The 24961-nt window shown below is 69.5% G+C and carries 33 protein-coding genes; 24 read left to right on the top strand and 9 right to left on the bottom strand.

Going from position 1 to position 24961, the window contains the following annotated elements; genetic code table 11:
* Positions 1-42: 42 nt before the first annotated feature.
* From FCN18_RS23995 to FCN18_RS23965, 7 genes are all read right to left on the bottom strand, one after another.
* Positions 43-345: a hypothetical protein gene (locus FCN18_RS23995; RefSeq protein ID WP_137096125.1), complete on the bottom strand. Its 303-nt coding sequence runs from the start codon at positions 343-345 to the stop codon at positions 43-45.
* Positions 346-412: 67 nt separating this feature from the next.
* Positions 413-1708, bottom strand: coding sequence for an ATP-dependent Clp protease ATP-binding subunit ClpX (clpX, locus tag FCN18_RS23990; protein WP_112275540.1), 1296 nt, complete (start codon positions 1706-1708; stop codon positions 413-415).
* Between the two features lie 213 nt (positions 1709-1921).
* Entirely contained in the window at positions 1922-2548 is a 627-nt protein-coding gene (locus FCN18_RS23985; RefSeq protein ID WP_110342856.1) for an ATP-dependent Clp protease proteolytic subunit, read from the bottom strand.
* A gap of 26 nt (positions 2549-2574) precedes the next feature.
* The gene (locus FCN18_RS23980) at positions 2575-3186 is read right to left on the bottom strand and encodes a ClpP family protease (protein WP_255565735.1); all 612 of its coding nucleotides are present in this window, start codon (positions 3184-3186) and stop codon (positions 2575-2577) included.
* A gap of 107 nt (positions 3187-3293) precedes the next feature.
* On the bottom strand, positions 3294-4715 hold the full coding sequence (gene tig / locus FCN18_RS23975; RefSeq protein ID WP_112275536.1) for a trigger factor: 1422 nt from the start codon (positions 4713-4715) through the stop codon (positions 3294-3296).
* Positions 4716-4916: 201 nt separating this feature from the next.
* Complete coding sequence (gene nhaA / locus FCN18_RS23970; RefSeq protein ID WP_112275534.1) at positions 4917-6260, bottom strand: Na+/H+ antiporter NhaA; 1344 nt, start codon at positions 6258-6260, stop codon at positions 4917-4919.
* Positions 6261-6284: 24 nt separating this feature from the next.
* Entirely contained in the window at positions 6285-6569 is a 285-nt protein-coding gene (locus FCN18_RS23965) for a DUF3040 domain-containing protein (RefSeq protein WP_112275533.1), read from the bottom strand.
* A gap of 160 nt (positions 6570-6729) precedes the next feature.
* Between FCN18_RS23965 and FCN18_RS23960 the strand changes: the two genes are divergently transcribed.
* The 9 genes from FCN18_RS23960 to FCN18_RS23920 all read left to right on the top strand — a co-directional run bounded on the left by FCN18_RS23960 (position 6730) and on the right by FCN18_RS23920 (position 15766).
* Positions 6730-7800 carry a sensor histidine kinase gene (locus FCN18_RS23960; RefSeq protein ID WP_112275531.1) on the top strand — a complete coding sequence of 357 codons (1071 nt, stop codon included), beginning with the start codon at positions 6730-6732 and terminating at the stop codon, positions 7798-7800.
* Positions 7797-8573 carry a LytR/AlgR family response regulator transcription factor gene (locus tag FCN18_RS23955; protein ID WP_112275529.1) on the top strand — a complete coding sequence of 259 codons (777 nt, stop codon included), beginning with the start codon at positions 7797-7799 and terminating at the stop codon, positions 8571-8573. Before FCN18_RS23960 ends, FCN18_RS23955 begins: the two co-directional genes overlap by 4 nt.
* 13 nt (positions 8574-8586) lie before the next feature.
* Positions 8587-8931: a hypothetical protein gene (locus FCN18_RS23950; RefSeq protein WP_113643350.1), complete on the top strand. Its 345-nt coding sequence runs from the start codon at positions 8587-8589 to the stop codon at positions 8929-8931.
* Positions 8928-10703, top strand: coding sequence for a sodium/solute symporter (locus FCN18_RS23945; protein WP_112275525.1), 1776 nt, complete (start codon positions 8928-8930; stop codon positions 10701-10703). The genes FCN18_RS23950 and FCN18_RS23945 overlap by 4 nt, the downstream gene beginning before the upstream one ends.
* A 74-nt stretch (positions 10704-10777) precedes the next feature.
* Positions 10778-11119 (top strand): DUF485 domain-containing protein, encoded by a 342-nt coding sequence (locus FCN18_RS23940; protein ID WP_137096124.1) that lies wholly within the window; start codon positions 10778-10780, stop codon positions 11117-11119.
* A complete protein-coding gene (locus tag FCN18_RS23935) occupies positions 11116-12720 on the top strand; it encodes a solute symporter family protein (protein WP_112275521.1) in 1605 nt (534 codons plus the stop codon). The genes FCN18_RS23940 and FCN18_RS23935 overlap by 4 nt, the downstream gene beginning before the upstream one ends.
* A gap of 114 nt (positions 12721-12834) precedes the next feature.
* On the top strand, positions 12835-13404 hold the full coding sequence (locus FCN18_RS23930) for a hypothetical protein (RefSeq protein ID WP_137096123.1): 570 nt from the start codon (positions 12835-12837) through the stop codon (positions 13402-13404).
* Between the two features lie 33 nt (positions 13405-13437).
* Positions 13438-14649 (top strand): cysteine desulfurase-like protein, encoded by a 1212-nt coding sequence (locus FCN18_RS23925; protein ID WP_137096122.1) that lies wholly within the window; start codon positions 13438-13440, stop codon positions 14647-14649.
* Positions 14650-14809: 160 nt separating this feature from the next.
* Positions 14810-15766, top strand: coding sequence for a matrixin family metalloprotease (locus tag FCN18_RS23920; protein ID WP_137096121.1), 957 nt, complete (start codon positions 14810-14812; stop codon positions 15764-15766).
* A gap of 195 nt (positions 15767-15961) precedes the next feature.
* On the opposite strand, the gene FCN18_RS23915 is transcribed toward FCN18_RS23920, so the two are convergent.
* Together FCN18_RS23915 and FCN18_RS23910 are read right to left on the bottom strand one after the other, a co-directional pair.
* Positions 15962-16330: a hypothetical protein gene (locus FCN18_RS23915; RefSeq protein WP_112275512.1), complete on the bottom strand. Its 369-nt coding sequence runs from the start codon at positions 16328-16330 to the stop codon at positions 15962-15964.
* Between the two features lie 127 nt (positions 16331-16457).
* Entirely contained in the window at positions 16458-16871 is a 414-nt protein-coding gene (locus FCN18_RS23910; RefSeq protein ID WP_112275510.1) for a helix-turn-helix domain-containing protein, read from the bottom strand.
* A gap of 134 nt (positions 16872-17005) precedes the next feature.
* Here FCN18_RS23910 and FCN18_RS23905 point away from each other — a divergent pair, with 134 nt between their 5' ends.
* From FCN18_RS23905 to FCN18_RS23840, 15 genes are all read left to right on the top strand, one after another.
* Positions 17006-17248 carry a helix-turn-helix domain-containing protein gene (locus FCN18_RS23905; RefSeq protein WP_112275508.1) on the top strand — a complete coding sequence of 81 codons (243 nt, stop codon included), beginning with the start codon at positions 17006-17008 and terminating at the stop codon, positions 17246-17248.
* 98 nt (positions 17249-17346) lie between these two features.
* Positions 17347-17646: a hypothetical protein gene (locus FCN18_RS23900; protein ID WP_112275506.1), complete on the top strand. Its 300-nt coding sequence runs from the start codon at positions 17347-17349 to the stop codon at positions 17644-17646.
* Positions 17646-17789: a hypothetical protein gene (locus FCN18_RS39195; RefSeq protein WP_158303160.1), complete on the top strand. Its 144-nt coding sequence runs from the start codon at positions 17646-17648 to the stop codon at positions 17787-17789. Before FCN18_RS23900 ends, FCN18_RS39195 begins: the two co-directional genes overlap by 1 nt.
* Before the next feature lie 35 nt (positions 17790-17824).
* Positions 17825-18679 (top strand): hypothetical protein, encoded by an 855-nt coding sequence (locus tag FCN18_RS23895; RefSeq protein ID WP_112275504.1) that lies wholly within the window; start codon positions 17825-17827, stop codon positions 18677-18679.
* Positions 18676-19674 (top strand): PD-(D/E)XK nuclease family protein, encoded by a 999-nt coding sequence (locus tag FCN18_RS23890; protein WP_112275502.1) that lies wholly within the window; start codon positions 18676-18678, stop codon positions 19672-19674. The genes FCN18_RS23895 and FCN18_RS23890 overlap by 4 nt, the downstream gene beginning before the upstream one ends.
* A gap of 190 nt (positions 19675-19864) precedes the next feature.
* Entirely contained in the window at positions 19865-20356 is a 492-nt protein-coding gene (locus FCN18_RS23885; protein ID WP_112275500.1) for a hypothetical protein, read from the top strand.
* Complete coding sequence (locus tag FCN18_RS23880; RefSeq protein WP_112275498.1) at positions 20353-20781, top strand: hypothetical protein; 429 nt, start codon at positions 20353-20355, stop codon at positions 20779-20781. Before FCN18_RS23885 ends, FCN18_RS23880 begins: the two co-directional genes overlap by 4 nt.
* Positions 20774-21247, top strand: coding sequence for a hypothetical protein (locus tag FCN18_RS23875; protein WP_112275496.1), 474 nt, complete (start codon positions 20774-20776; stop codon positions 21245-21247). Before FCN18_RS23880 ends, FCN18_RS23875 begins: the two co-directional genes overlap by 8 nt.
* The gene (locus tag FCN18_RS23870) at positions 21237-21596 is read left to right on the top strand and encodes a hypothetical protein (RefSeq protein WP_112275494.1); all 360 of its coding nucleotides are present in this window, start codon (positions 21237-21239) and stop codon (positions 21594-21596) included. The genes FCN18_RS23875 and FCN18_RS23870 overlap by 11 nt, the downstream gene beginning before the upstream one ends.
* Complete coding sequence (locus FCN18_RS23865; protein ID WP_112275492.1) at positions 21589-21927, top strand: hypothetical protein; 339 nt, start codon at positions 21589-21591, stop codon at positions 21925-21927. The genes FCN18_RS23870 and FCN18_RS23865 overlap by 8 nt, the downstream gene beginning before the upstream one ends.
* Positions 21920-22174 (top strand): hypothetical protein, encoded by a 255-nt coding sequence (locus FCN18_RS23860; RefSeq protein ID WP_112275490.1) that lies wholly within the window; start codon positions 21920-21922, stop codon positions 22172-22174. Before FCN18_RS23865 ends, FCN18_RS23860 begins: the two co-directional genes overlap by 8 nt.
* Before the next feature lie 77 nt (positions 22175-22251).
* A complete protein-coding gene (locus tag FCN18_RS23855; protein WP_112275488.1) occupies positions 22252-22662 on the top strand; it encodes a hypothetical protein in 411 nt (136 codons plus the stop codon).
* Entirely contained in the window at positions 22659-23477 is an 819-nt protein-coding gene (locus tag FCN18_RS23850) for a DNA adenine methylase (RefSeq protein WP_112275487.1), read from the top strand. Before FCN18_RS23855 ends, FCN18_RS23850 begins: the two co-directional genes overlap by 4 nt.
* Complete coding sequence (locus FCN18_RS23845; RefSeq protein ID WP_137096120.1) at positions 23474-24445, top strand: hypothetical protein; 972 nt, start codon at positions 23474-23476, stop codon at positions 24443-24445. The genes FCN18_RS23850 and FCN18_RS23845 overlap by 4 nt, the downstream gene beginning before the upstream one ends.
* Positions 24442-24945: a zinc finger domain-containing protein gene (locus FCN18_RS23840; protein WP_137096119.1), complete on the top strand. Its 504-nt coding sequence runs from the start codon at positions 24442-24444 to the stop codon at positions 24943-24945. Before FCN18_RS23845 ends, FCN18_RS23840 begins: the two co-directional genes overlap by 4 nt.
* Positions 24946-24961 lie beyond the last annotated feature (16 nt).

Here is a 24961-nt window from a genome sequence, read left to right as displayed (position 1 = left end):
TGCTGGTTAGCGATAGCCACCGACGACCCGCGCGAAACCAGTTCAGAGGATACGGCCGACAAAGCCGAGGAGCCAGAAAGCAACAGCCGTCGCCAGCGCGGTCACCGCCGACCAGCCCACCACCTGCCGGTCGCTGTCGGCGGAGGAGGCCCGCCAGCAGGCGAAAGCCGCCGCCCCGAACGGGGCCAACGGCAACAGCGGCAGCGGCGACAACCGCGTCAAGGTGGCCGCGACGCACACCGCGGCCAGCACCCCGAGCACGATCAGCGTCGCCCGCTGCACGCGGGGGCGCCGCAGGCGCAGCACGGCCACGAGCCGTTCGGCCACGTCCCCGAACTCGCGCACGCCGTGAGACGGCTGCCCGCCGGGACCCGGAAGCGGTGACGAACTCATCGGACGCGGTCAGCCGGGCTCAGGCCGACTTCTCGCCGCGCTCGCTGCGCTGCCTTCGCGACGGCTGCCGCGACACGATGGTGGGGTTCACGTTCTCGCGCACCGTCTGCTCGGTGATCACGACCTTCGCCACGTCGTCGCGGCTCGGGATGTCGTACATCACCGGCTGCAGCACTTCCTCCATGATCGCGCGGAGGCCACGGGCGCCGGTGCCCCTGAGCAGGGCCTGGTCGGCGATGGCCTCGAGCGCGGTCTTGGTGAACTCGAGCTCGACGTTGTCCATCTCGAAGAGCTTCTTGTACTGCTTGATCAGCGCGTTGCGCGGCTCGGTGAGGATCTTCACCAGCGACGGCTTGTCGAGGTTCGTCACGCTCGCGACCACGGGCAGACGCCCGATGAACTCGGGGATCAGCCCGTACTTGATGAGGTCCTCCGGCATGGTGTCGGAGAAGACGTCGCTCTCCTCGATCTCACGCTTGGTGCGGATCTCCGCGCCGAAGCCGAGGCCACGCTTGCCGATGCGGTCGTTGATGATCTTCTCGAGGCCCGCGAACGCACCCGCCACGATGAACAGCACGTTCGTGGTGTCGATCTGGATGAACTCCTGGTGCGGGTGCTTGCGGCCGCCCTGCGGCGGCACCGACGCGGTGGTGCCCTCCAGGATCTTCAGCAGCGCCTGCTGGACGCCCTCGCCGGACACGTCCCTGGTGATCGAGGGGTTCTCCGACTTGCGGGCGATCTTGTCGACCTCGTCGATGTAGATGATGCCGGTCTCGGCGCGCTTCACGTCGTAGTCGGCGGCCTGGATGAGCTTGAGCAGGATGTTCTCGACGTCCTCACCGACGTAGCCGGCCTCGGTGAGCGCCGTGGCGTCGGCGATCGCGAACGGGACGTTCAGCAGCTTCGCCAGCGTCTGCGCGAGGTAGGTCTTGCCGCACCCGGTGGGCCCGAGCATCAGGATGTTGGACTTGGCGAGCTCTACCGGCTCGTCCTTGGAGTCCTTGGGACCCGACTTGCTCTCGGACTGGATGCGCTTGTAGTGGTTGTACACCGCGACCGCGAGCGCGCGCTTGGCGTCGTCCTGGCCGATGATGTACTGCTCGAGGAACTCGTGGATGTCCGCGGGCTTGGGCAGCTCGTCGAGCTTGACGTCGCCGGCCTCGGCCAGCTCCTCCTCGATGATCTCGTTGCACAGGTCGATGCACTCATCGCAGATGTAGACGCCTGGCCCGGCGATGAGCTTCTTCACCTGTTTCTGGCTCTTGCCGCAGAAAGAGCACTTCAGCAGGTCTCCGCCGTCGCCGATGCGTGCCATGACCGCTGACCTCGTCCCCTCCGGTGCCCCAGGTGCACCTGACTCGTCTCGCCGGCCCCTCCCCGAGAGTGGGGCCGAAGCGCTGCCATTGACGGTACCCGCCCCAAGCGCCCGGCGGGAGGACCAACGGTAATTCCGGGCGTGCGGGTCACGATAGCCCCGCGGGTGGGTGCGTGTCGTCGCCCGACACGCACCCACCCGCGGGCCGTCGACTCAGCTGTCGGAAGCCTTGCGGTACGGGAGCACCTCGTCGATGATCCCGTACTCCTTGGCCTCGTCCGGCGTGAGGATCTTGTCGCGCTCGATGTCGGCCTTGACCTCGTCGGCGGTCTTGTTCGTGTGCTTGGCCAGCGTGACCTCCATGAGGCGGCGCACGCGCTGGATCTCGTTGGCCTGGATCTCCAGGTCCGACACCTGGCCGTAGGTGCCCTCGGTGGCGGGCTGGTGGATCAGCACGCGGGCGTTGGGCAGCGCGAGCCGCTTGCCCTTGGTGCCCGCGGCCAGCAGCACCGCAGCGGCCGAGGCGGCCTGGCCAAGGCACACCGTCTGGATGTCGGGGCGGACGTACTGCATCGTGTCGTAGATCGCCATCAGCGCGGTGAACGAGCCACCGGGCGAGTTGATGTAGATCGTGATGTCGCGGTCCGGGTCCTCGTGCTCGAGGTGCAGCAGCTGGGCCATCACGTCGTTGGCCGAGGCGTCGTCAACCTGCACGCCGAGGAAGATGACGCGCTCCTCGTACAGCTTGTTGTACGGGTTGGACTCCTTGACGCCGTAGCTGGTGCGCTCCACGTACGAGGGCAGCACGTACCGGGACTGCGGAAGATACGAGTTGTTCATGGGTCTTTCTCCTCCTACCGGCCCGGTCAGTTCGAGTTCGTGTTCGGGTGCGGGTTCTCGCGGGTGAGCACCTGGTCGACGAAGCCGTAGTCCTTGGCCTCGTCGGCGGTGAACCAGCGGTCACGGTCACCGTCGGCGAGGATCTGTTCCACGCTCTGACCCGTCTGGTCCGCGGTGATCCGCGCCAGCTCCTGCTTCCACTTGCCGAACACCTCGGCCTGGATGGCGATGTCGGACGCCGTGCCGCCGACGCCCGCCGAAGGCTGGTGCATGAGGATGCGGGCGTGCTGCAGCGCGTAGCGCTTGCCGGGCGTGCCCGAGGACAGGAGGAACTGCCCCATGGAGGCCGCCATGCCCATCGCGTAGGTCGCCACGTCCGGCTCGATGAGCTGCATCGTGTCGTAGATGGCGAAACCTGCGGTCACGGAGCCACCGGGCGAGTTGATGTAGAAGCGGATGTCCGACTGGGAGTCCTCCGCGGCGAGCAGCAGCAGCTGCGCGGTGATGCGGTTCGCGACCTCGTCATTGACCTCGGACCCGAGCACCACGATGCGCTCCTGCAGCAGCCGCTCGTACACCGAGTCGGTCAGGTTGAGCCCCGCGGTGCTGGTACGCCCCTCTGGCATGTGCTGCGTCACGTCTGCCTGCCTTTTCAGAAGTCTCAGATCTTGCAACCGACCCTAACGAACTCGGGCGGCGCCGAATGCCTGACACCGCCCGAGTTCGCTCAGAGCATGAGAATGGGTCACTTGTTCGGGGTCGCGGCCGCCTCCTCCGTGACCCCGGTCTCACCGGCCTCGGTCTCCGGCTGCTCGCCGGCGTCCTCGGCCGCTGCCTCCGCCTGCTCCTCGGGGCCGAACAGCTCCTCGAGGTCGATGGCGGCACCCGACGCGTCGGTGACCGTCGCACCGCGCACGACCGACGCGAGCGCCTTGCCGCGGCGCACGTCGGCGAAGATCGCGCCGAGCTGGCCCGACTGCTGGGCGCGCTGGACGTACTCGTCCGGGCTGACGCCGAAGCGCTGGGCCTGGTAGATGATCCGCTCGGTCAGCTCCGAGTCGTTCACCTGGACGTTCTTCTCGTCCGCGATGGTGTCCAGCAGGAGCTGGGTGCGCACGGACTTCTCGGCCTCGGTGCGGACCTCGTTCTCCCACTCCTCGGGGTTGCCGCCCTGCGCCTCGAGCGAGGCCTTGAAGGCGTCCTCGTCGTGGTCGAAGGGGTGGATCGCGTCGTGCTTGCGGTTGGAGATCTCGGCCTCGAGGACCTTCTCCGGGAGCGGCACCTCGACCCGCTCCAAGAGCGCCTCGAGGACCTTGTCCCTCGCCTCGACGCCCTGCTGCATCTTCTTCATGCGGCCGAGCCGCTCGCGCAGGTCGTCCTTCAGCTCGTCGAGCGTGTCGAACTCGCTCGCGAGCTGGGCGAACTCGTCGTCGGCCTCGGGCAGCTCGCGCTGCTTGATCGAGTTGACCTTGACGGTGACCTCGGCGTCCTTGCCGGCGTGCTCACCGGCCACCAGCTTGGTGGTGAACGTCTTGGTCTCGCCCGCGTTAGCGCCGATGATCGCCTCGTCGATGCCGTCGACGAGCTGACCGGAGCCGATCTCGTAGGACAGCCCGGACGTGGACGCGTCCGGCACCTCCTCGCCGTCGACGGTCGCCGCGAGGTCGATGGAGACGAAGTCACCGTTCTCCGCGGGCCGGTCGACACCGGTGAGGGTGCCGAAGCGGGCGCGCAGCTCGTCGAGCTGCTCGTCGACCTCCGAGTCCTCGAGCTCGACGTCGGCCACGCTCACCTCGAGGTCGTCGAGGTCGGGGAGGGTGATCTCGGGACGCACGTCGACCTCGGCGCTGAACTCCAGGACCTCACGGTCCTCGAGCTTGGTCACCTCGAAGTCGGGCTGGCCGAGGGTGCGGACCTCACCGGTCCGGACGGCCTCCAGGTACTTCGCCGGGATGGCCTCGTTGACGACCTCGTCGAGCACCGGGGCACGGCCGATCCGGCTCTCGAGAACGCGGGCCGGGGCCTTGCCGGGCCGGAAGCCGGGAATCCGGACCTGCTGAGCGATCTTGCGGTAGGCGCGGTCGAAGTTCGGTTTGAGCTCGTCGAACGGCACCTCGACATTGATCTTCACGCGCGTCGGGCTCAGCTGCTCGACGGTGCTCTTCAACGTTTTCTCCTAGCCGGGACAGTTTCGGTATATGGATCGGTCCACCGACCGCAGGTCAGGAGGGGACCGATGTCCGAGTCTAGGCCAGTGAGCCAGCTGGACGAGCACGGGTCCGCGCTCACACCCCGCCCACTCCCCCTCGCAGCCCCCTCACCGCAGTGAAGGCCACCTTGCCTGCGTTCAACGCAGGCAAGGTGGCCTTCACTGCCGACGGGAACGGTCGGGTGCGGGGTCCGGCTCGCCGGCTTCCTCCTCGCCGGTCTGGTGGATGTCGGGGATGCCGTCGGCGTTCTCGTCGCGGTTCTCCTCCTCGTGGATGCGGCAGTACACGCGGTTGCGCACGCGCAGGATCACCGCGGCGATCAGCGCGGCCACGAGCGAGGCGGAGAGGATCGCCAGCTTCACGTGCTCGTCCCGCTCGGTACCCGCGCCGAACGCGAGGTCACCGACGAGCAGGGACACGGTGAAACCGATGCCCGCGAGCACGGCGATGCCGAAGACGTCTATCCACGCGAGGTCACCGTCGAGTTGGGCCCTGGTGAACCGCGCCATCAGATAGGTGGAGCCGAAGATGCCGATCGCCTTCCCGAGCACGAGGCCCGCCACGATGCCGATCGCCACCCGGTCGCCGAACGCGGCGCCGAGCCCGCCGAGCCCGCCGACGGTCACGCCGGCGGCCATGAACGCGAAGATCGGCACCGCGACGCCGGCGGACACCGGCCGCCACCGGTGCTCGAACCGCTCCGCCAGTCCCGTGGTCTCGCCCTTGCGGCTCAGCGCGGGCACGGTGAAGCCGAGCACCACACCCGCGACGGTCGCGTGCACCCCGGAGGCGTGCAGCAGCGCCCACGCGGTGACGGCCAGCGGCAGCAGCAGCCACCACGAGCGCACCCGCCGCTGCACCAGCACGGCGAACACCGCGACGGGCAGCACGAACAGCAGCAGCGGCAGGAGCGAGAGCTCCTCGGTGTAGAACAGCGCGATGATCAGGATCGCCACGAGGTCGTCGACCACCGCGAGCGTCAGGAGGAACGTGCGCAGCGCCGAGGGCAGGTGCCTGCCGATCACGGCGAGCACGGCCACGGCGAACGCGATGTCGGTGGCGGTGGGGATGGCCCAGCCGCGCAGTGCCGACTCATCACCCCAGTTGACGAGCACGTAGATCAACGCGGGCAGCACGATACCGCCGAGCGCGGCGACGACGGGCACGGCTGCCCGGCGCGGGTCCCGCAGATCGCCCACGACGAACTCGCGCTTGAGTTCCAGCCCCACGACGAAGAAGAAGATCGCGAGCAGGCCGTCCGCCGCCCACTCCGAGAGGGTCAGATCCAGGTGCAGCGCGGAAGGGCCGAAGGTGAGGTCCCGCAGTGAGCCGTAGGCGTCCGACCAGGGCGAGTTGGCCCACACCAGCGCCACCACGGCACCGACGAGCAGGAGCATCCCGCCAACCGTTTCCAGCCGGAGGATGTCGGCAATCCGTTTGCGTTCGGGCCAGGACGACGGTCGGAACAGCCGAGGGCGCGCGGGAGTGGAAGGGGAGCTCACGCGGACCAGTCTAGAAAAGCTTTGTTACCTCAGCCTTCTCAACCAGAGCCGCCAGATGATCACCGTGGGCAGGCCCACGGCCAGTACGACGCCGACGATTCCCAGCACCGGCGAGGAGATCTCCGCTCCGATGGCGATCGTGACCAGCCCGCCCACGAAGAGCGCGAGCATTCCCAAGATGGCCAGGCCGATCCGCGACACACCGAGTGGGCGCAGCTTCTCGAGCCGCTGGGCGAGCCGGGGGTCGTCCTCGGCCAGGCGGCGCTCGATCTCCTCGAGCTGTCTCTGCTCTTCGTCGTGCAGTGCCATAGCGGCATCACCAAGACCATTATGGGCTTCCGGCGGCCCGCTGGACACCCCCGCCGTGGGGTGTTTACCCGATTTGTCACCATCCGGCGCCCCTGCCCCTCCCGCTGCGCGACGCGTGCCGTTAGATTCGGCGTACCCGTCGACGAGGGTGGGAGCGCGCATGTCGGTGCCTGCCGAGGAGGGACCTGGCAGGGGTTCCCTCTGGTCACGACGCCTGCGCGATCCCGCCGCGATCCTGGAGACGACGAGGCACGTCTCGGACGACCTCGCCGACGGCCTGTCCGGGCCACGCGTGCGGGCCGCGGCCAAGGGCATCCGGCGGCTGCTGGCCGCCGACGGCGTTGGCCTCGCCGATCTCTCCGCCAACCTGGTGGTCGCGGGCACGCTGCCGAGGGACGTCGACACGGCGGCCATGGTCGACGAGGTGCTGCACACCGAGAGCCGCTGCCGCCGGGCCGAGGTGGTGGCGGAGCCGCTCGTGGTCCACGACGAGCTCGCCGGGGTGCTCGTGGTCGCGGGCACCGCCAGGATGGCGGCACTGCGCGAGGTGGCGAGCGTGCTGGTCGCGGCGCTGGAGCGGAGCCTGCTCGAGGAGTCGGCCGAGCAGGCCGCCGAGGCCGAGCTGCGGGCGCTGCGCGCGGAGATCTCGCCCCACTTCGTCTACAACGCCCTCACCGTGATCGCCAGCCTCGTACGGCCCGACCCCGCGCGCTCGCGGGAGCTGATGCTCGATTTCGCCGACTACATCCGCTACAGCCTCGCCAGCCACGGCGAGTACACGACGGTGGCCGACGAGTTCCACGCGATCGAGACGTACCTGGCGTTGCAGCGCGCCGTGCTCGGCGACCGGCTGCGCGTGCAGATCCGGGTCGCGCCCGAGGTGCTCGCGGTGGCGATCCCCTACCTCGTGCTGCAGCCGATCGTGGAGAACGCCGTCCGGCACGGCATCGAGGGAGAGTCCGACGGCGGCACCGTGCACGTCCTCGGCGAGGCCGAGGGCTCTGACTGCGTGATCAGCGTCGAGGACGATGGAGTGGGCATGGACCCCGAGAAGGCCCGGGCCCTGCTCGCCGGGGAAGGAGCGTCGACCAGCATGGGCCTCGCGAACGTCGACCGGCGGCTGCGTAACGTGTACGGGCCGTGGTTCGGATTGGTCGTGGAGACAGCGCAGGGCGAGGGCACCAGGGTGATCGTGCGAGTGCCGAGGTTCCAGCCGGGGGTCATGCCGTGAGCGGGACACCGGCCGGGCTGCGCGTGCTGGCGGTCGACGACGTGCCCGCCGCGCTCGAGGACCTGTGCAGCCTGCTGCGCGAGGCGCCCGAGGTCACCGAGGTCACCGCGGCCGGCGCACCGCTCACCGCGCTCAAGCTCATCCAGAACGGCCAGTTCGACGCCGTGTTCCTCGACATCTCCATGCCGGGGCTCGACGGGCTCGAGCTCGGCTCGCTGCTGCGCAAGCTCGCCGAGCCGCCGGTGATCGTGTTCGTGACCGCGTTCGACGAGCACGCGGTGGCCGCGTTCGGCATCGGCGCGGTGGACTACCTGCTCAAACCGGTGCGGGCCGAGCGGCTCGCCGAGGCGCTGGCGCGCGTCACGCGCATGGCGCCTGCCGAGGAGCCCCAGCGCAACCACACCCCGCCCGACGCCATGGCGGCGCTGCCCGTCGAGTCGGGCGGCCGCACGCGCTACGTCCGCCGCCGCGACGTGCTGTTCGTGGAGGCGCACGGCGACTACGTGCGGCTGCACTCCCGCTCAGGGGTGCACCTGGTGCGGATGCCGATCTCGCGGCTCGAGGAGTACTGGGAGAGCGCCGGCTTCGTGCGCACGCACCGCGGGTTCCTCGTCGCGCTCGGGGCCGTGCGGGAGCTGCGCAGCGACTCCGTGGGCGGCCTGCTGGCCCACACCGAACTCGGCGACGTCCCGGTGAGCCGGCGGCACGCGCGGGAGCTGCGCGAACGACTGCTGCGGGCGGCCCAGCGCGGCGAGCTCGAACAGCAGACGTGAGCGCGGGACAGCCATGACCGGCCGCAGGGTCACCGTCACCAGTCCGCAGACGCGGCTCGCCCACGCGCGCCGCCGCTACCGCGGCCGGTGGCGGCCCACGACGCTCGATCCAGCCGAGGCGCCGAGGGCGGTCGCGCTGTACCGGGTCCAGCTGCGGGGCGCGGCGCTCGCGCTCGGGCTCCTGCTGACGCTGATCTTCGGGCTGCCACTGCTGCTGGCCATGTGGCCGCAGCTGGTGGACGTGCGCGTGCTCGGCATCCCGCTGGCGTGGCTCGCCCCGGTGCTCATCCCGTTCCCCGCGATGGTCGCGCTGGGCTTCTGGCACCTGCGCCGCGCGGAGCGCGCGGAGGACGAATGATCGTCGCGTTCGCGGTCGCTCCCGTCGTGCTGGTGACCCTCCTCATCGGACTGCGTGGCGTGGCCGCGATGCGGACCACGTCGGACTTCCTGGTGGCGTCGCGGCGCGTCTCCCCGCTGCTCAACTCCGCCGCCGTGTCCGGCGAGTACCTTTCGGCGGCGTCGTTCCTCGGGGTCGCGGGGCTCGTCGTCAAGGACGGTGTCGGCTCGCTGTGGTACCCGGTCGGCTTCACCGCCGGCTACATCGCGATGCTCGCGCTCGTGGCCGCGCCGATGCGCCGCTCGGGTGCGCTGACGGTGCCGGACTTCGCCGAGGCGCGGCTGGCGTCGCCGTCACTGCGCAGGCTCGCCGCCGTGGTCGTGCTGGTGATCGGCGCGCTCTACCTCGTGCCGCAGTTCCGCACGGCGGGGCTCGTGCTCAGCGTCGTCAGCGGCACGCCGTACTGGGTCGGGGTGGCGATCTCGGGCGCGGCGGTGAGCGCGACGCTCGCGCTCGGCGGCATGCGTGCGGCGACGTACGTGCAGGCCTTCCAGTTCGTGTTCAAGTTGCTGCTGTTCATCATTCCCGCGATCTGGCTGCTCGTGCAGGCGGGCCCCGGCGTGCGGGACGAGGCCGTGCACCCTGTCGAGTTCACGCGGTTCGACCACGACACCGAGGTCGTGTTCCGGGTCGGCGCCACGCTCGACGTGCCGGAGGGGGCACGGGTGGTGGAGCCGGACGGCGGCACGCGGCCCGTCCCGCCAGGCGAGTGGCAGGTCCCGGCGGGCAGCACGGTGGTGTTCGAGGACGGCAGCCCGGTGCCCCAGCTGCGCGGCGAGGCGGCCCCGGGCGCAGCGGGCTGGGAGCGTCCGCTGCTGGATCTGCACGACGAGGGCTACCCGCTGCTCGGCACGTGGGCGGTGCTGATCGCGACGATGCTCGGCACGATGGGCCTGCCGCACGTGATCATGCGGTTCCACACGAGCCCCGACGGGCGGGCGGCCCGGCGCACCGCGGCGCTCACGGTGGCGCTGCTCAGCGTGTTCTACCTGTTCCCCGGCATCTACGGCGTGCTGGGCAGGGTGCTCGTGCCGCACCTGTACCTGTCCGGAGCGACCGACAGCGCGGTGGTGGCGCTGCCCGCCCAGGTCGACGACGGCTCGGCGGGCACGCTGTTCACCGGGCTGCTCACGGCGGGCGCGTTCGCGGCGTTCCTCGCGACGTCACTCGGCCTCCTGCTCGTGGTCGCCGGAGCCATCTCCCACGACCTCGTGCCCGGCGGGCTGCGGCAGCTGCGCGTCGCCGTGGTGGGCGCCGCCGTCACGGTTGTGCTGCTCGCCCTGCCCGCGGCACGTTTCGACGCCGGCACGCTGGTGACCTGGGGCTTCACTGTCGCCGCCTCGACGTTCTGCCCGCTGCTCGTGCTCGGCATCTGGTGGCGAAGACTCACCGCTCCCGGCGCCATCGCCGGAGTCGCGGTGGGCCTCGTCGCGACGGCGGGCGCGTTCCTGCTCACCGTGTCGGGCCCGCCCGCCGACGGCTGGCTGGCGATCCTGCTCGTCCAGCCGGCGCCGTGGTCGGTGCCGCTGGCGTTCGCGACCATGATCGTGGTGTCCTTGTTCGGCAGGCCGCCGCCGTGGTCCACCGCCGCCATGCTCAGGCTGCACCTGCACGAGCACCGCACGTCACCTTTCGCCGACCGCTCCGCCGTCGCGCGTGACCTGGGCCACTCGTCGTGGACGGCCCGCCGTTCGTCTGCCGTTCGTCGCATCACGCGCCGGTTGGTCCGCTGACGATTCCGGCGTTTCGCTGTGTCCTCCTACTGTGTCGGCCAGCACTTTCCCCGTGCCGTGACGAGGAGGTCACCGTGAGTACCACCGAGCCGACCCATCCGCCTGGGCCGGAAACCTGGGCAGAGGTCCACGCCAGCGCGGAGTTCAAACAGCTGCGCAAGAGGCTGCGGAACTTCGTCTTCCCCATGACCGTGCTCTTCCTCGCCTGGTACCTGCTCTACGTGGTGCTGGCGGACTACGCGCACGGCTTCATGTCCACCAAGGTCATCGGCAACATCAACATCGGCCTGGTCTTCGGGCTGCTGCAGTTCGTGTCGACCTTCGTGATCACGTGGTTGTACGTGCGGTACGCCAACCGCAAGCTCGACCCGATCGCGGACAAGATCCGCGAGGACATCGAGGGAGGCGCGCAGTGAATCTCGCCCAGGGCGTCGAGGGCGGCAGCCCCGCCCTCAACATCAGCATCTTCGGGCTGTTCGTCGTCGCGACGCTGGTGGTCGTGTTCCGCGCCTCGCGCAACACCAAGACCGCGTCGGACTACTACGCCGCGGGCCGCGCGTTCTCCGGCCCGCAGAACGGCACCGCGATCGCGGGCGACTACCTTTCGGCCGCCTCGTTCCTCGGGATCGCGGGCGCGATCGCCGTCTACGGCTATGACGGCTTCCTCTACTCCATCGGGTTCCTCGTGGCCTGGCTCGTGGCGCTGCTGCTCGTCGCCGAGCTGCTCCGCAACACCGGCAAGTTCACGATGGGCGACGTGCTCGCGTTCCGGATGCGGCAGCGTCCGGTGCGCGCGGCGGCGGCGACGTCCACGCTCGCCGTGTCGTTCTTCTACCTGCTGGCGCAGATGGCCGGGGCGGGCGGCCTCGTGTCGCTGCTGCTGGGCATCGAGGCCGACGCGGGTCAGGCCGTGGTGATCGCGGTGGTCGGCGTCGTGATGATCACCTACGTGCTCGTGGGTGGCATGAAGGGCACCACCTGGGTGCAGATCATCAAGGCGGCGCTGCTGATCGCCGGCACGTTCGCGATGACGGTGTGGGTGCTCGGCCGGTACGGACTGAACCTCTCCGAGCTGCTCGGCTCGGCCTCCGAGCGGGCGGGCGGCAACGACGCGCTGCTCAACCCGGGTGAGCGTTACGGCGTCAGCGGCACGTCCCAGTTGGACTTCCTGTCGCTGGGCATCGCACTGGTGCTCGGCACGGCTGGCCTGCCGCACGTGCTGATGCGCTTCTACACGGTGCCGACGGCGAAGGAAGCCCGCCGCTCCGTGGTGTGGGCCATCGTGCTCATCGGCCTGTTCTACCTGTTCACCCTGGTGCTGGGCTACGGTGCCGCGGCGATCGTCGGCTCCGAGACCATCAGCAACGCACCGGGCGCGGAGAACTCCGCCGCGCCGCTGCTGGCGGAAGCGCTCGGCGGACCGGTGCTGCTCGGCTTCATCGCGGCGGTCGCGTTCGCCACGATCCTCGCCGTGGTGGCCGGGCTGACGATCACGGCGTCGGCGTCCTTCGCACACGACGTCTACGCCAACGTGATCAAGAAGGGCAAGGTCGACAGCAAGAACACCGAGGTCAGGGTCGCCCGCATCACCGCGTGCGTGATCGGGGCCGTCGCGATCGTCGGCGGCATCCTCGCCAAGGACCAGAACGTGGCGTTCCTCGTGGCGCTCGCGTTCGCGGTGGCGGCGTCGGCAAACCTGCCGACGATTCTCTACTCGCTCTTTTGGAAGCGGTTCAACACCAATGGCGCGCTGTGGTCGATCTACGGCGGCCTGACGGTGACGATCGTGCTCATCGTCTTCTCCCCCGCCGTGTCGGGCACGGAGAAATCGATGATCACGGGCGCCGACTTCCACTGGTTCCCGCTGCAGAACCCGGGCCTGGTGTCCATCCCGGTGTCGTTCTTCCTCGGCTGGCTCGGCACGGTGCTGTCGAAGGAGCACCTCGAGGAGAAGTACAAGGAGATGGAGGTCCGCTCACTCACCGGAGCGGGCGCCGAGAAGGCGTCGACCCACTAGGCGGCTCGTCGGGAAGGCCCCCGCTGCAACACGCGGCAGCGGGGGCCTTCCGCATGTCGAGGTTTCCCCTTGCCGCTCAGTGGTAACTCGATCGAGTGAGCCTAGGAGGACCTGATGCCGACTGGAGCAGTCATCACCCTTGTCGCGCTGGCCATCGTCCTGGTCATCGTGGTGGTCGCATTCGCCGTCCGCCGCCAGTTGCAGCGCAAGCACCTGCGTGAGCGGTTCGGCCCCGAGTACGACCGCGAGGTCGAGCACGCACCGAGCAAGCGCCGCGCCGAGCGCGAGCTCGCCCAGCGCGAGGCCGAACACGAGCAGCTCTCGATCCGCCCGCTGTCCGACGAGGCACGCGTGCGGTACACGGAGAGCTGGAACCTGATCCAGCAGCAGTTCGTCGACCGTCCCGCGGACGCCGTGGTGGACGCCGACCGGCTGCTCGCAGCGCTGATGGCCGATCGTGGCTACCCCACCGGCGACCACGAACAGCAGGCCGCCGCGTTGTCCGTGAAGCACTCGCGCACGATCGGCCACTACCGCACGGCACACGACGTCGTCGAACGGCACCGCACGGGCCAGTCCTCCACGGAGGATCTGCGCGAGGCCATGGTCCACTACCGGACCGTGTTCGACGAACTGCTGCTCCCCGACCCGGAGCACGCGGGCGCCCGGCATCGCAAGGTCTGATTTTCGTGCCCGCGTCCGGGCATACTCGGCCGCATGTCCTATGACGTGGAGCGGATCAGGAAGCACTTCCCGGCCCTGACCGAGGGCGCGGCTCACTTCGACGGTCCTGGCGGATCACAGGTGCCGACCGTGGTCGGCGACGCCGTGGCGCGGACGTTGTGCTCGGCGATCGCCAACCGTGGCTCGGTGACAGCGGCCGAACGCCGCGCCGACGGCATCGTGGTGGACGCCCGGCGGGCGGCGGCCGACCTGGTGGGCGCCGAACCCGAGGGCGTGATCTTCGGGCGGAGCATGACCCAGCTGACCTACGACCTCTCCCGCGCACTCGCCAAGGACTGGGGACCCGGCGACGAGGTGGTGGTGACCAGGCTCGACCACGACGCGAACATCCGCCCGTGGGTCCAGGCCGCCGAGGCGCGCGGCGCCACCGTCCGCTGGGCCGACTTCGATCCGGCCACGGGTGAGCTGGCGGTGTCCGCCGTCGCGGACCTGCTCTCCGAGCGCACCCAGCTCGTGGCGGTGACGGCGGCGTCGAACCTGCTCGGCACCAGGCCGGACGTCGCCGCGATCGCCGCGAAGGCACACGAGGCCGGGGCCCTCTGCTACGTCGACGGGGTGCATCTCACCGCCCACACCCCGGTCGACCTGCGCTCGTTCGGCGCCGACTTCTACGTGTGCTCGCCGTACAAGTTCTTCGGGCCTCACCTGGGTTTCGCCGCGGCGAGCCCGGCGCTACTGGAGACGCTCCACCCGGACAAGCTGCTGCCCTCGACCAACGTGGTCCCCGAACGCTTCGAGCTCGGCACCCTGCCCTACGAGCTGCTGGCCGGGACCACGGCAGCGATCGACTTCATCGCGGAACTGGTGCCCGGCGCGGGGTCCCGGCGCGACCGCCTGACAACCTCGTTGCGCGCGCTGGAGGAGCACGAGGACACGCTGGCCAGGCGGCTCGAGGCCGGGCTCCGCGCGATCGACGGCGTGGTGCTGTACGGCTCGCCCGAGCGGCATCGCACGCCGACGGTTCTGTTCTCAGTGGACGGTGTCGCGCCAGAGCGTGTGTACGCCGAGCTCGGCGAGCGCGGCGTCAACGCGCCGGCAGGCACGTTCTATGCCCTGGAGTGCGCGCGGCACCTCGGACTCGGCGACACGGGCGCCGTGCGTGCCGGGATCGCTCCGTACACCACGGAGTCCGAAGTGGACAAGCTGGTGGCGGAGATCGACCGGATAGCGGGCGAGCACGCCTGAAAGTTCCCCACCGATCGCGCCGCATCGGCGTTCGGCCATCCGGCGGTGTCAGCAGGATGGCCCACCTCCGGATAATTCTCCGTACGAAAATCGCGCCCCTGTGCGCGATTTTCCTTGCGCCACTGGGGAAATTCCGCCGATCGCGGTGAACGGGGAACCTATGCGGAAAGCACGGAGAACGACCGTCCTGCTCGCGTCCGTGCTGTTGGCGCTGGCCTCGGTGGTCGGTTCGGCGAGCGCGGCGGCCGAGGCCGCGCCACCGGGTCCCGAGTGTCCCGGCGCGGGTCCGATCCACGCGGCGGAACTGGCGACGCCGGTGCCGGCCGCGGCCTGCGGGCTGGCGGGCAGGACGGTGACCGCGGCGCTGGGCGTCGGTGCCCGGGTGCCCGAGCGGGGCATGTCGGTGACGGTGAGCGCGCTGACCAGGACCGGCAGCATCGACCTGACGGTGACCAACGACGACGGCATGGTGAGCGCGAAGGCCGACCGGGTTGGCGGCACCCAGCGGGCAACGCAGGCCGACCCGTGTGCGCAGTCGAGCTACGTCCTCATCGGCGGACGGTGGAACCGCACGCTGGCGTGGTGGTACAACGCGAGCACGGCCTCGCGAGCAGGCCTGCCCGCGAGCACGACGTTGTCGGCCCTGCGCTGGGCGAACCAGAACATGACCCTGGGCGACAACGACTGCGGGCTGCCGACACACCAGTTCTCGGCACGCGGCGCCTACCAGGGCAACCACACGTTGTACGCGAACATCGACAGCGCCGGACAGTGCACGAGCAAGTTCCCGAACAACTACAACACCATCAGCTGGGGCCCCACCGACTCGCCGGAGATCCTGGCGATCACGTGCCTGGCCGCATACGTGGACACGGGCTTCTACGCGGAGGCCGACATCTACCTGGCGTCGAATAAGGGCTTCACCGACGTGATGCCCGCGAACTGTGTCGGCCTGGTGGACCTGGAGAGCGTGGCGACCCACGAGTGGGGCCACGCGTTCGGCCTGGACCACGCCTTCGAGAGCGACCTGACGATGTACCCGACGTACGCCGACTGCGACACCAAGCAGCGCACGCTGGGACTCGGTGACTGGCAGGGCATGAACGCCCTGTACTGAGCACAACGCCCTGTACGAGACGCCGAAAGGCCGCCGCACTATGCGGTGGCCCTTCGGCTGACGCTGTCGGGGTGACAGGATTTGAACCTGCGACCCTTCGCTCCCAAAGCGAGACCGGGATTAGCGCTGTGCTAACCCGCATTCTAGCTGGTCATTGCTGGGCGAAAAAGCTGCGAGCGAAGGGTCTCTAAACGATCATTGATGGAGGACCGGACGGGCCGGCACGACGCACAGCCGCCGCGCTCCCCCGGACTCGTCTTCGTCGGCGGCCTGCGTCGGGATGAGCCCGCACGCGGTCGCCTCCTCTTCCGGCTCGACCTCAGCAACGGCGCCGCCCGGGATCACAACGAGCTCTCGCTCGACGGGCAGGAGATCGATGAGGGCTTGCCGGACGGCGCCGACGATGTCGACTCGGGGGTCAACCCAGAGGGTTTGCGTGGACCGCTGGTAGCGGTAGGCGGGGCCGTCGAGCTCGGCGAGGACGATGGCGAGACGCCCAAGCTTTCGGAGCGCCGCAGCGGTCAGCCGGTCGTGTTCGCTTCCGGCGCGTTCGGGGTCGTGCATGCCCCCTTTGTCTCGATCGAAGGTCACGAAGTTAGCCCTACCGGGCGGTAACTACCCGGGTGTCGTAGCCCAGATAAATTTTCCGTTTCATCACGTCACACGGCGGACGATCACTCGTCTAGCAGGGCTAACCCTTCCGTCGCGTCTTACGGAGCTGCTGCCGCGGCGGACCCTCGACGAAGTCGCCGGGATCACTGACCACGTCAGCGCGAGTCGGTGCGGGATCGGCTGAGTGGAGGCGACGCCGAACCTCGGCCAGCAGGTCGTCGTCGGTCAGGGACGAGAGGTCGACGTGGTTCGCCTTCTGCCCAGCCTCGTCGGGCGTGAGCTGGCCGGCCGCGACGAGGACTTCGAGGAGCGGCCGGGTAATGGCGCGTGCGACGGCGCGTGCGTTCTCGACGCCGGGCGTGGTCTCGCCGTGGAGCCACCGACTGATCAGGCTGGCGCTGAGCCCGCTGGCGCGCGACAGGTCGGCTGGACTCCACCGATGTCGGTCTAGCTGGCTGCGCAGGTAGGCGGGGAACTTCTGGTCGTCTCCCATGGGCCACGAGTGTACGTGCACGCGTGCAAGTCAGGAAGCCGAGCCCTGGGAGTTGATCTTGTTTCACCCGTCTCGCCCAATTACATCCGTGCAACTTTCTTGCGTGCATGCATGCCACTTGATATCGTGCATGCATGCAAACTTCTTCCGCGAGCGCAACTCCCGTCGCGGCCACCACCACCGTCCGCAAGGACTTCCGCCAGGCCATGACCGAGCACGGCTACGAGACCAACGCCCAGCTCGCCGCGGCCGTCGGCGTCGACCCGTCCACCGTCGGCCGCGTGATCCGTGGCGCGGTCGAGCCGTCAACGCGGTTCGTGTCCGGCGTGCTTCGCGCGACCGGCGGCCGGTTCGAGGACTTCTTCGAGGTCCAGTGACCACGGCCCAGCACAAGACGAGCCCCCACCGTCCGGGGACCAGCCATCTGGTGGGGGCTCTGGGAGACGACAACACCCAACCCATCAAGGAGTCGAGCATGTCGACCACCACAGAGTACGCGACCCCTGGCACCACGCGGGACCTCGCCGTCGGGCAGCTCTCGCACGTGCCGGGCGTCGACCTCCACTACGTCGCGCCGGGCGAGATCGACGCGGAGCAGTGCGAGAACTGCGGATACGTCGGCGCGGTCGTCGAGGCGCGTGTCTGCGGCCCGGCCCGCACGGACCTCTACGCCGAGGTCTGCATCTCGCGCGGCTGCGCCGAGTCGGTGGCCCGCTTCCACACCGAGCAGGGCGACGGCGACGTGATCGTCGAGATCGCTGGGGAGCCGAACTGATGGGGATCTTCAAGCGCGCCAACGAGACCTTGGACCGGATTGTCCGCGAGGAGGTCGACGAGGCCCGCGAGCGCACGCGGCAGGAGTGCCGCGAGCAGGTGCGGCAGTCGCACGAGAACCGCGGCCAGCAGACCGACCGGTGACCACCACTCCCCCACGAATCCACGGAAGGAATCCCATGACCAGCAACGAAGTTGCCACCACCAACGGCCAGACCGGGAAGGCTCCGGTGCAGGTGCCGCTCGTCGGCCAGCTCAACGACCTCGATCAGGCGTACCGGTACGCGGCTGCGCTCGCGCAGTCGAGCATTCTGCCGAAGGACTTGATCGGGAAGCCCGCGAACGTGCTCGCGATCATCTTGTACGGGCAGCAGCTCGCGCTGACGCCGATGCAGGCGATTCAGTCGATCTACGTCGTGAACGGCCGTCCGCAGATGTCCGGGCAGCTGTGGCTGTCCAAGGTGCGCGAGGCCGGGCACCGGGTGGAGGTGTCGGACCACACGGCGAAGTCGTGCACGGTGACGATCACGCGTGGCGACACGGACGAGCCCCACACCGAGACGTTCACGTGGGACGAGGCGGTCACGGCCGGGCTCACGAAGAAGGACGTGTGGAAGTCCTACCCGAAGCGGATGTTGCTGTGGCGTGCGGTGTCGAACTGCGCGACCGTGATCTGCCCGGAGGTCGCGCTCGGGTTCGGCGCCGAGGAGCCGGAGATCGCCGAGCCGGAGCGTCCGACGCTGGCGCAGGTGGCGGCCGAGCGCATCGACCGCGAGCAGGCGCACGCCAAGCGAATCGCCGAGGCGGCCTCGGTGGACGCCGAGACTGCGTCCGAGGCCGCGCGACAGGGCAAGGTCTCGGAGCAGGTCGCGCAGTCGGCTGCGGTAGATGCCGAGCACGCCGCGAGCATGGTCACCGAGCCGGACGCGGACATGCTCGCGGATCTGGCCGAGATCGAGCGCGAGCACACCGCCCCGTCGCCGGACTCTCCGATCGCGGGACTGTTCGACCCCGAAGCCGGTGAGCAGTCGTGACCGCCGTCAACGATCGTCCCGCGGAGCGCACTACGGCAGATCTGCTGCTGGAGTGGGACCGGCAGCGGCCCCGCTCGCGGCAGCGTGAGCTCGGCTGGTCGGAGGTCGGCGGCTGCCGCAAGCGCGCTGGGTTCCGGCTCGCCGGAACGGAGCCGACGAACCCCGGCGGGTCGGTGCAGGCCGTCCTCGGCACCGCGATCCACGAGGCCGTGCAGCAGCGACTCGTGGAATCGGCCGCGCCTGGCGACCTCGTCGAGCACCCTGTCGAGTTCGCGGGTATCCCTGGCCATCTCGACCGGTACGAGGCCGGGTCCGGCGACCTGGTCGACGTCAAGACCACTTCGTCGCGGTGGCTGGAGCACATCAAGGAGCACGGCCCCGACCGCGGCCACCTGTGGCAGACCAACGGCTATGCGGCCGCGCTGACGAAGCAGGGCCACGTCGTGCGCCGGATCGTGATCGACTACATCGCTCGCGACACAGGCGAGCTGTACCGGTGGACCGGCAAGCCCGACGTGATGCATGTTCGCGAGGCGCTCAACTGGCTCAAGCTGGTGCGCGAGACGCCGCTGGAGATGCTGAACCGGGACTACGACCCGTACGGCCCCTTCTGCGGCCACTGCCCGTTCTACGACGCGTGCTGGTCGGGTGGCGTGCCGGACCGGGACGCGCGGAGCGTGCTGTTCGTCGAGCACCCGGACGCGGCCGAATGGGCACGCAAGCTCGACCAGGCGCGCGCCGACGAGAAGGACGCCAAGGCGCGCGCCGCCGAGGCCGTCGGCGCGCTCGACGCGATCCGACCGAACACGTTCGGCAAGTCCGAGCCGGTCCACGTCGGCTACGAGAAGGCGCTCGTGTGGACGATCACCACCACGGAACGGCTCGACGCCGACCAGGTGCGCGCCGAATACCGCAAGGTCGGCGCGGAGCCGCCCACGAAGACCAGCGACACGAAGAAGCTCACCTTCGTGCCGATCCCGGAGCCCGAGCGGTGACCCACAAACCGGGCTGTACGGGGAAGCGGAAGTGGCCGAGCGAGGACGCCGCCGATGCGGCACTCGGCCACATCTGGTCCCAATGCAAACCCGGCCGCCGCCTCGAAACCCGCTCCTACCCCTGCGACCACTGCGGCAAATGGCACCTCACCAGCCAACCCGCGCAACCGTCCAAGGAGGACACAGCAGCATGAAGTTGAACGACCAGGACCAGCCGCCGAGCGCGGAGGAGTCCATGACGATCGCCGCCGAGTTCCTGCGCGTCGCCCACCAAGCCGCCGACGGCGACATCGACGGCATGGCCGCTTCCCTCGACGAGTACTTCACCGACGACCCCGTCGCCGCGTCCCTGCGCCTCTGGTACTTCGCCGCGGTCGGGCCGCTCATCGTCGCTGGCGCGGTGAAGAAGCTGAACGGCGGGCGCCTCCCAAGCGATGGCATGTGGGTCATCGAGCAGGAAGGCGACCCCGCCGACGATCCGTCAGCTCTCGCAGCGGCCCAGGCTGTCACTGCTCACCTCAACGGTGACGACGACGCAGCTCGCGACGTGATCTCGGCGCACTTCGGCGTCGTGGCGAAGAAGTCCGGCGGCGAGGCCGCACACGAGGCGCTGTTCGGCGTGGTCGTGCACCACCTCAACATGCTCGCTGCCCTCATCAACGAAGGGGTGTTCGCGAAGTGACCGACACGAAGGAAAGACCGGCACCACCCGCGATCGAAGCACGTGCCCCGGACTGCCCGATCTGCTGGCGCGAAACCAGCTTCGTCGACGACTGCTTCGAATGCGAGGACTGCGGCTGCTACTGGCCGAAGGGCTTCGACGAGCCCGGCGAGTGGACCGAACCCGACGAGCCGCAATGCACCTCGACGCACCAGCCGTTCAAGGACAACCCGTACGTCCGCGACCAGGAGACCCGCGAGCAGGTTCTTCGCTGCGTGCTCGACGACGGCCACGCAGGCGAACACCGACACCCGGACCACATCGGCGAGTGGACGGACGCTAGCCCGAACACGGCACGCCTCGATGTCGAGGACGAAGCCCCCGCACCGAGCGCGAAACCGCCGCTCGTGGTCGACGTGCACCTGCCGGAGGTGGCCGATGCCTGATCAGCTGTTGCGAATCGATTGCGACCGCGACCACGGCCCGACCTACGTCGACGACAACGACGAATACGCCGATCTCGCACCGTGCCCGTGGTGCCTCGCCGACGACCACTGGGCAGTGGTGCTCAAGCACGAGCGCGCCCACGATGCCCGCAAGCACCGCCGCCACCCTGGCGCCTCCACGCGGCTCGCGCAATGGCTCGCCTCGCAGGCCTACGCGCTAGGCATCATCAGCGGCTACGGCATCACCTGGAACGGCGCCTGTGGTGGCTGCGTGAACGGCCTCCGGTTCCGTGGCCGCCGCCCGTACGTCCTCGGCTGGGAATCGTGGAAATGGGGGTGCCTGCTCAAGATGCGGCACCGGCCCGGCGAGCTCATCGGCTTCGGCATGTGCGGCAAGTGCCTGCCCTGCCCGACCTGCAACTCGACCACGTCCGGTCACAACGAAGGGTGCCCCGATGCCTTCTGATCAGCTCTCGCTCGGGCTCGGCGAGCGGCACGCCGGCCAGGCCGCGAACCTCGCCGCCGGCCAAAAGGGCTACCGCGACGACCGGCACCGCGTCGAAACCGCGGTCGCGACCCTTGCACGCTCGGGCGCCGAGTTCACCGCCGACGACGTGCACCGACTCGTGCAGCACGACGGCGGCACCGGCTACGACCGCAACCTCGTCTCCAGCGTGCTCGGCATCTGGGCCAAGGAAGGCCGAATCAAGCGCATCGCCTACGCCGTCTCGACCTCGAAGTCACGGCACGCCAGCAAGAACGGTGTATGGCGCGGTGCTCGCCACGGCCAGATTCCGGAGGCGCGCCGTGGCTGAGCTACTTGCGCTTTCACCGATCGAGCGGCCAAACGGGAAGACGTACCGGCCGCGCAAGATCGTGGGCTTCCCGTGGGAGAACGACGGCTGGACCAACGATGACTGCGGCGTGATCGTGTTCGGCACCCACGACATCGAGGCCGCCAGAGAGTTCGCCCACGCGGTGATTGACTACAACTTCGGCAACGACCTGGTGCCCACCAAGCCCCACATCGGATGGTGGCGTGACGGTTTCGAGAACGGCGAGCGCGTCTGGCGAGCCGACCCGGTCCGCGGCCGAGCCGGGGTCATGTTCACCGCGGGCTACCCGGAGGAGGCACGCCGTGGGTGAACGCATCACCGTCCGGTACCTCCCGCCAGACCTGCACCGCCGTCTCGGACACGCGCTCCGCGAAGCGCCCCCGTCGATCGCCTTCGACATCACCCGCATCGTCGAATCCGCCTACGCGCAGGGCTACGACGAAGGCCACCTGCGGGGCGGATATGACGCACTGCTTGAGGAACGGCGCGACGAGCGCCAACGAGCCCGCGAGGACAGCGACACCGCGGCCACATCATCGCCCCAGCCCCGCATCTGATCGCACCGCCCGACCAGCGGCCCGCGCCCGATCCCCCGGGGCGCGGGCCGCACCCCTACACGCAAGGACCGCACCACATGCCCGAACGCACCTGCACCCTCGACGGCTGCACGAACAAGTACTACTCCCGCGGCCTATGCAGCGGCCACCACAAGCAGCACCAACGCCTCGGGCTGCTGCCCACCCGCAGCCCGAAACAGCCCGCGCGAGCTATGCCCGAGCACGAACTCCGCCGCCTACGCCGCGCCGTCGGACTCCCCGACACGGGCCCCACCCGCGACCAGGTCCGCCGCTGGAACGAGATCGAAGGCGGGCCCGTCCGCTCCGGCCGCCGAGTCGCAGGCGACCCGTACATCGACGCCGAAGTCGACCGCCTCACCCGAGCTGGCAAGTCGGCCTCCCAGATCGCCGTACAGCTCGGCATCACCAGCCGCGCAGTCACCCGCGCGCGCTCCCGCAACCGCCAGCAGGAGACGAGCGCAGCATGAGACCGCCGTTCGCCTACTTCGGAGGCAAGACCAGGCTCGCCGAGCAGATCGTCGCGCAGCTGCCACCCCACGAGCACTACGTCGAGCCCTTCGCCGGATCGCTGGCCGTGCTGCTCGCCAAGCCACGCAGCCGCATGGAGACCGTGAACGACCTCGACGGCGACCTCATGACGTTCTGGCGCGTCCTCCGGGAACAGCCCGACGACCTGACCCGCGTCTGCGCGCTCACCCCGCACGCCCGCGCCGAACAGCTCGAGGCCTACGCACTCGGCGCCGAGGTCGACGACCTCGAACGCGCCCGCCGCGTGTGGGTGCTGCTCTCCCAAGGCCGCGGCGGCCAGATGCGGCCGACCGGCTGGCGACACTACGTCGATCCCGCCGGCTCGGTGTTCGGCATGCCCGGATACCTCGAGGCCTACGTCTCGCGGCTCGAGCCCGCCGCCGCACGTCTCGCCGGAGTGTCGCTGGAGTGCCAGCCCGCGCTCGACATCATCGACCGGTACGGCCGCAGCCCGAACGTCCTCCTGTACGTCGACCCGCCCTACCTCGGCTCGACGCGAGTGTCGGGCGGCTACCGGCACGAGATGAAGACCGAGGCGCAGCACCGCGAGCTCGCCGACGCGCTGCGCGGCTGCGCCGCCTCCGTCGTGCTCTCCGGCTACGACTCGCCGCTCTACGCCGACCTCTACGACGGCTGGCACGTCACCCGCATCGACACCACCACAGGCCAAGGCGGCACGCGCCAAGAGCGCACCGAAGTCCTGTGGTCCAACCGAACCCCCGAACCCACGCTCTTCGAGGTGATGCCCGCATGACGAACCGCCCCACCGACCCCCGCGAGTTCGTGCGCATGTCCGTCGACATCGCACACCATCCCAAGGTCGTCGCGCTCGAAGACCCCGCCGCCGCATGGGGCTACGCCGCCGCCCTCGCGTACGCCGGGAAGTACCACACCGACGGATGGATCACCATCCGCACCGTCGCCCACGAAGGCGGGATCTCCACCCAAAAAGCGCGAAAACTCGTCCGCGTCGGGCTGCTGCACGAACACGGCCACACGTGCAAAAAGTGCCCCGAAGTTCCCAAGGGACAGGCATACCTACACGACTACCTGGAGCACAACCGATCCAAGGACGAAGTCGAAGAACAACGCAGGTCAGCAGCCGAACGCGGACGCAAAGGCGCCGCGAAACGCTGGTCCAAACGCGACGAAACCACCCCGAAAACCACCCCAGAAACCGATAGCAACAGCCATAGCACCAGCCAAGGCACCAGCAATAGCTACCACATGGCAGAGGTAGAGGAAGAGAAAGAGATCTCTACTCACCTACCTACCCCAGCAGCCACTACCGAACGCGCGAGCACGCCCGCGACCACGCCCACCGGACCCGCCATCACCGGCACCAACAGCGCCACCGCCTACCGCCTCGTCGCCGAAGCCATCGGCCGCAACATCCCGTCCACCATCCGCACCGCCCTCGCCATCGAAGCCGCCACCCTCCTCCCCGAAATCGGACCCGACATCACCCGAACCGCCCTCCAACGCTGGAACACCCGCACCGGCATCGGACCACGCGTCCTCGCATCCATCGCCACCGACCTCGTCAAAGAGCACGCAGCGGGCGGGACGACCCTCGCCGCAGGCGCGCGCACGGTGGCCGAGCCGGGCGCTCATGGCCGTGAGGCGAAGGCTCGCGGGTGGCTGGCGCTCGGGGCCGCGTCGGGCCCGGAGATTGGCGCTCAGGGCTCGTTTCTCGTCATCGAGGGGGGTCGCGCGTCGTGACTCGTGAGGAGGTGGCGCAGCTGCTCGCGGCGGCGGCCACGATCGATCCGCGGGCGCCGCAGCCGGGCGAGCTGGTGTTGCGGATCTGGACGGGGATGCTCGCGGACGTGCCGATGAAGGCCGCGGAGCGGGCGTTGTGGGCGCACTACCGGCAGACGCGGGAGACGATCCAGCCGGCGGACATCGTGAACTGGTGGCGTGAGCTGCGGCGGCACGCGCCGGAGGAGCGCGAGCGGCCGCCGTTCGACCCGGAGCTGATCCACCGCGGCGTGGATCGGGTCATGGCCGCGCTCGCCGCTCGCAAGGGACTGGAGCTGGAGGCGGCCGAGTCGGAGGCCGGTGCTCGGCGGCTGCTGCGGTCGGTGGAGTGCCCGCACTGCAAGGCGCCCGTTGGGCAGCCGTGCGTGCAGCCACACACGGGTGAGCCGCTGACGAAGCGTCCTGCGCATCCGGCTCGGGAGGATGCCGCGCTGGCCGCCTCGGCTGATTTGCACGCCTGACAGTTGCGTGCATGCA

The organism is Prauserella endophytica (assembly GCF_005146945.1).
GTDB lineage: Bacteria > Actinomycetota > Actinomycetes > Mycobacteriales > Pseudonocardiaceae > Prauserella_A > Prauserella_A endophytica.
This window is presented reverse-complemented; position numbering and strand designations above follow the sequence as displayed.

What these genes read in the sequence shown, in the direction of transcription:
- FCN18_RS23965 (WP_112275533.1), bottom strand. Translation starts at nt 6,569, where the DNA reads ATGGCACTGCACGACGAAGAGCAGAGACAGCTCGAGGAGATCGAGCGC.
- FCN18_RS23895 (WP_112275504.1), top strand. Translation starts at nt 17,825, where the DNA reads ATGACCAGCAACGAAGTTGCCACCACCAACGGCCAGACCGGGAAGGCT.
- FCN18_RS23900 (WP_112275506.1), top strand. Translation starts at nt 17,347, where the DNA reads ATGTCGACCACCACAGAGTACGCGACCCCTGGCACCACGCGGGACCTC.
- FCN18_RS23985 (WP_110342856.1), bottom strand. Translation starts at nt 2,548, where the DNA reads ATGAACAACTCGTATCTTCCGCAGTCCCGGTACGTGCTGCCCTCGTAC.
- FCN18_RS23920 (WP_137096121.1), top strand. Translation starts at nt 14,810, where the DNA reads ATGCGGAAAGCACGGAGAACGACCGTCCTGCTCGCGTCCGTGCTGTTG.
- FCN18_RS23960 (WP_112275531.1), top strand. Translation starts at nt 6,730, where the DNA reads ATGTCGGTGCCTGCCGAGGAGGGACCTGGCAGGGGTTCCCTCTGGTCA.
- FCN18_RS23845 (WP_137096120.1), top strand. Translation starts at nt 23,474, where the DNA reads ATGACGAACCGCCCCACCGACCCCCGCGAGTTCGTGCGCATGTCCGTC.
- FCN18_RS23910 (WP_112275510.1), bottom strand. Translation starts at nt 16,871, where the DNA reads ATGGGAGACGACCAGAAGTTCCCCGCCTACCTGCGCAGCCAGCTAGAC.
- FCN18_RS23870 (WP_112275494.1), top strand. Translation starts at nt 21,237, where the DNA reads ATGCCTTCTGATCAGCTCTCGCTCGGGCTCGGCGAGCGGCACGCCGGC.
- FCN18_RS23875 (WP_112275496.1), top strand. Translation starts at nt 20,774, where the DNA reads ATGCCTGATCAGCTGTTGCGAATCGATTGCGACCGCGACCACGGCCCG.
- FCN18_RS23905 (WP_112275508.1), top strand. Translation starts at nt 17,006, where the DNA reads ATGCAAACTTCTTCCGCGAGCGCAACTCCCGTCGCGGCCACCACCACC.
- FCN18_RS23850 (WP_112275487.1), top strand. Translation starts at nt 22,659, where the DNA reads ATGAGACCGCCGTTCGCCTACTTCGGAGGCAAGACCAGGCTCGCCGAG.
- FCN18_RS23945 (WP_112275525.1), top strand. Translation starts at nt 8,928, where the DNA reads ATGATCGTCGCGTTCGCGGTCGCTCCCGTCGTGCTGGTGACCCTCCTC.
- FCN18_RS23950 (WP_113643350.1), top strand. Translation starts at nt 8,587, where the DNA reads ATGACCGGCCGCAGGGTCACCGTCACCAGTCCGCAGACGCGGCTCGCC.
- FCN18_RS23855 (WP_112275488.1), top strand. Translation starts at nt 22,252, where the DNA reads ATGCCCGAACGCACCTGCACCCTCGACGGCTGCACGAACAAGTACTAC.
- FCN18_RS23930 (WP_137096123.1), top strand. Translation starts at nt 12,835, where the DNA reads ATGCCGACTGGAGCAGTCATCACCCTTGTCGCGCTGGCCATCGTCCTG.
- FCN18_RS23925 (WP_137096122.1), top strand. Translation starts at nt 13,438, where the DNA reads ATGTCCTATGACGTGGAGCGGATCAGGAAGCACTTCCCGGCCCTGACC.
- FCN18_RS23915 (WP_112275512.1), bottom strand. Translation starts at nt 16,330, where the DNA reads ATGCACGACCCCGAACGCGCCGGAAGCGAACACGACCGGCTGACCGCT.
- clpX (WP_112275540.1), bottom strand. Translation starts at nt 1,708, where the DNA reads ATGGCACGCATCGGCGACGGCGGAGACCTGCTGAAGTGCTCTTTCTGC.
- FCN18_RS39195 (WP_158303160.1), top strand. Translation starts at nt 17,646, where the DNA reads ATGGGGATCTTCAAGCGCGCCAACGAGACCTTGGACCGGATTGTCCGC.
- FCN18_RS23885 (WP_112275500.1), top strand. Translation starts at nt 19,865, where the DNA reads ATGAAGTTGAACGACCAGGACCAGCCGCCGAGCGCGGAGGAGTCCATG.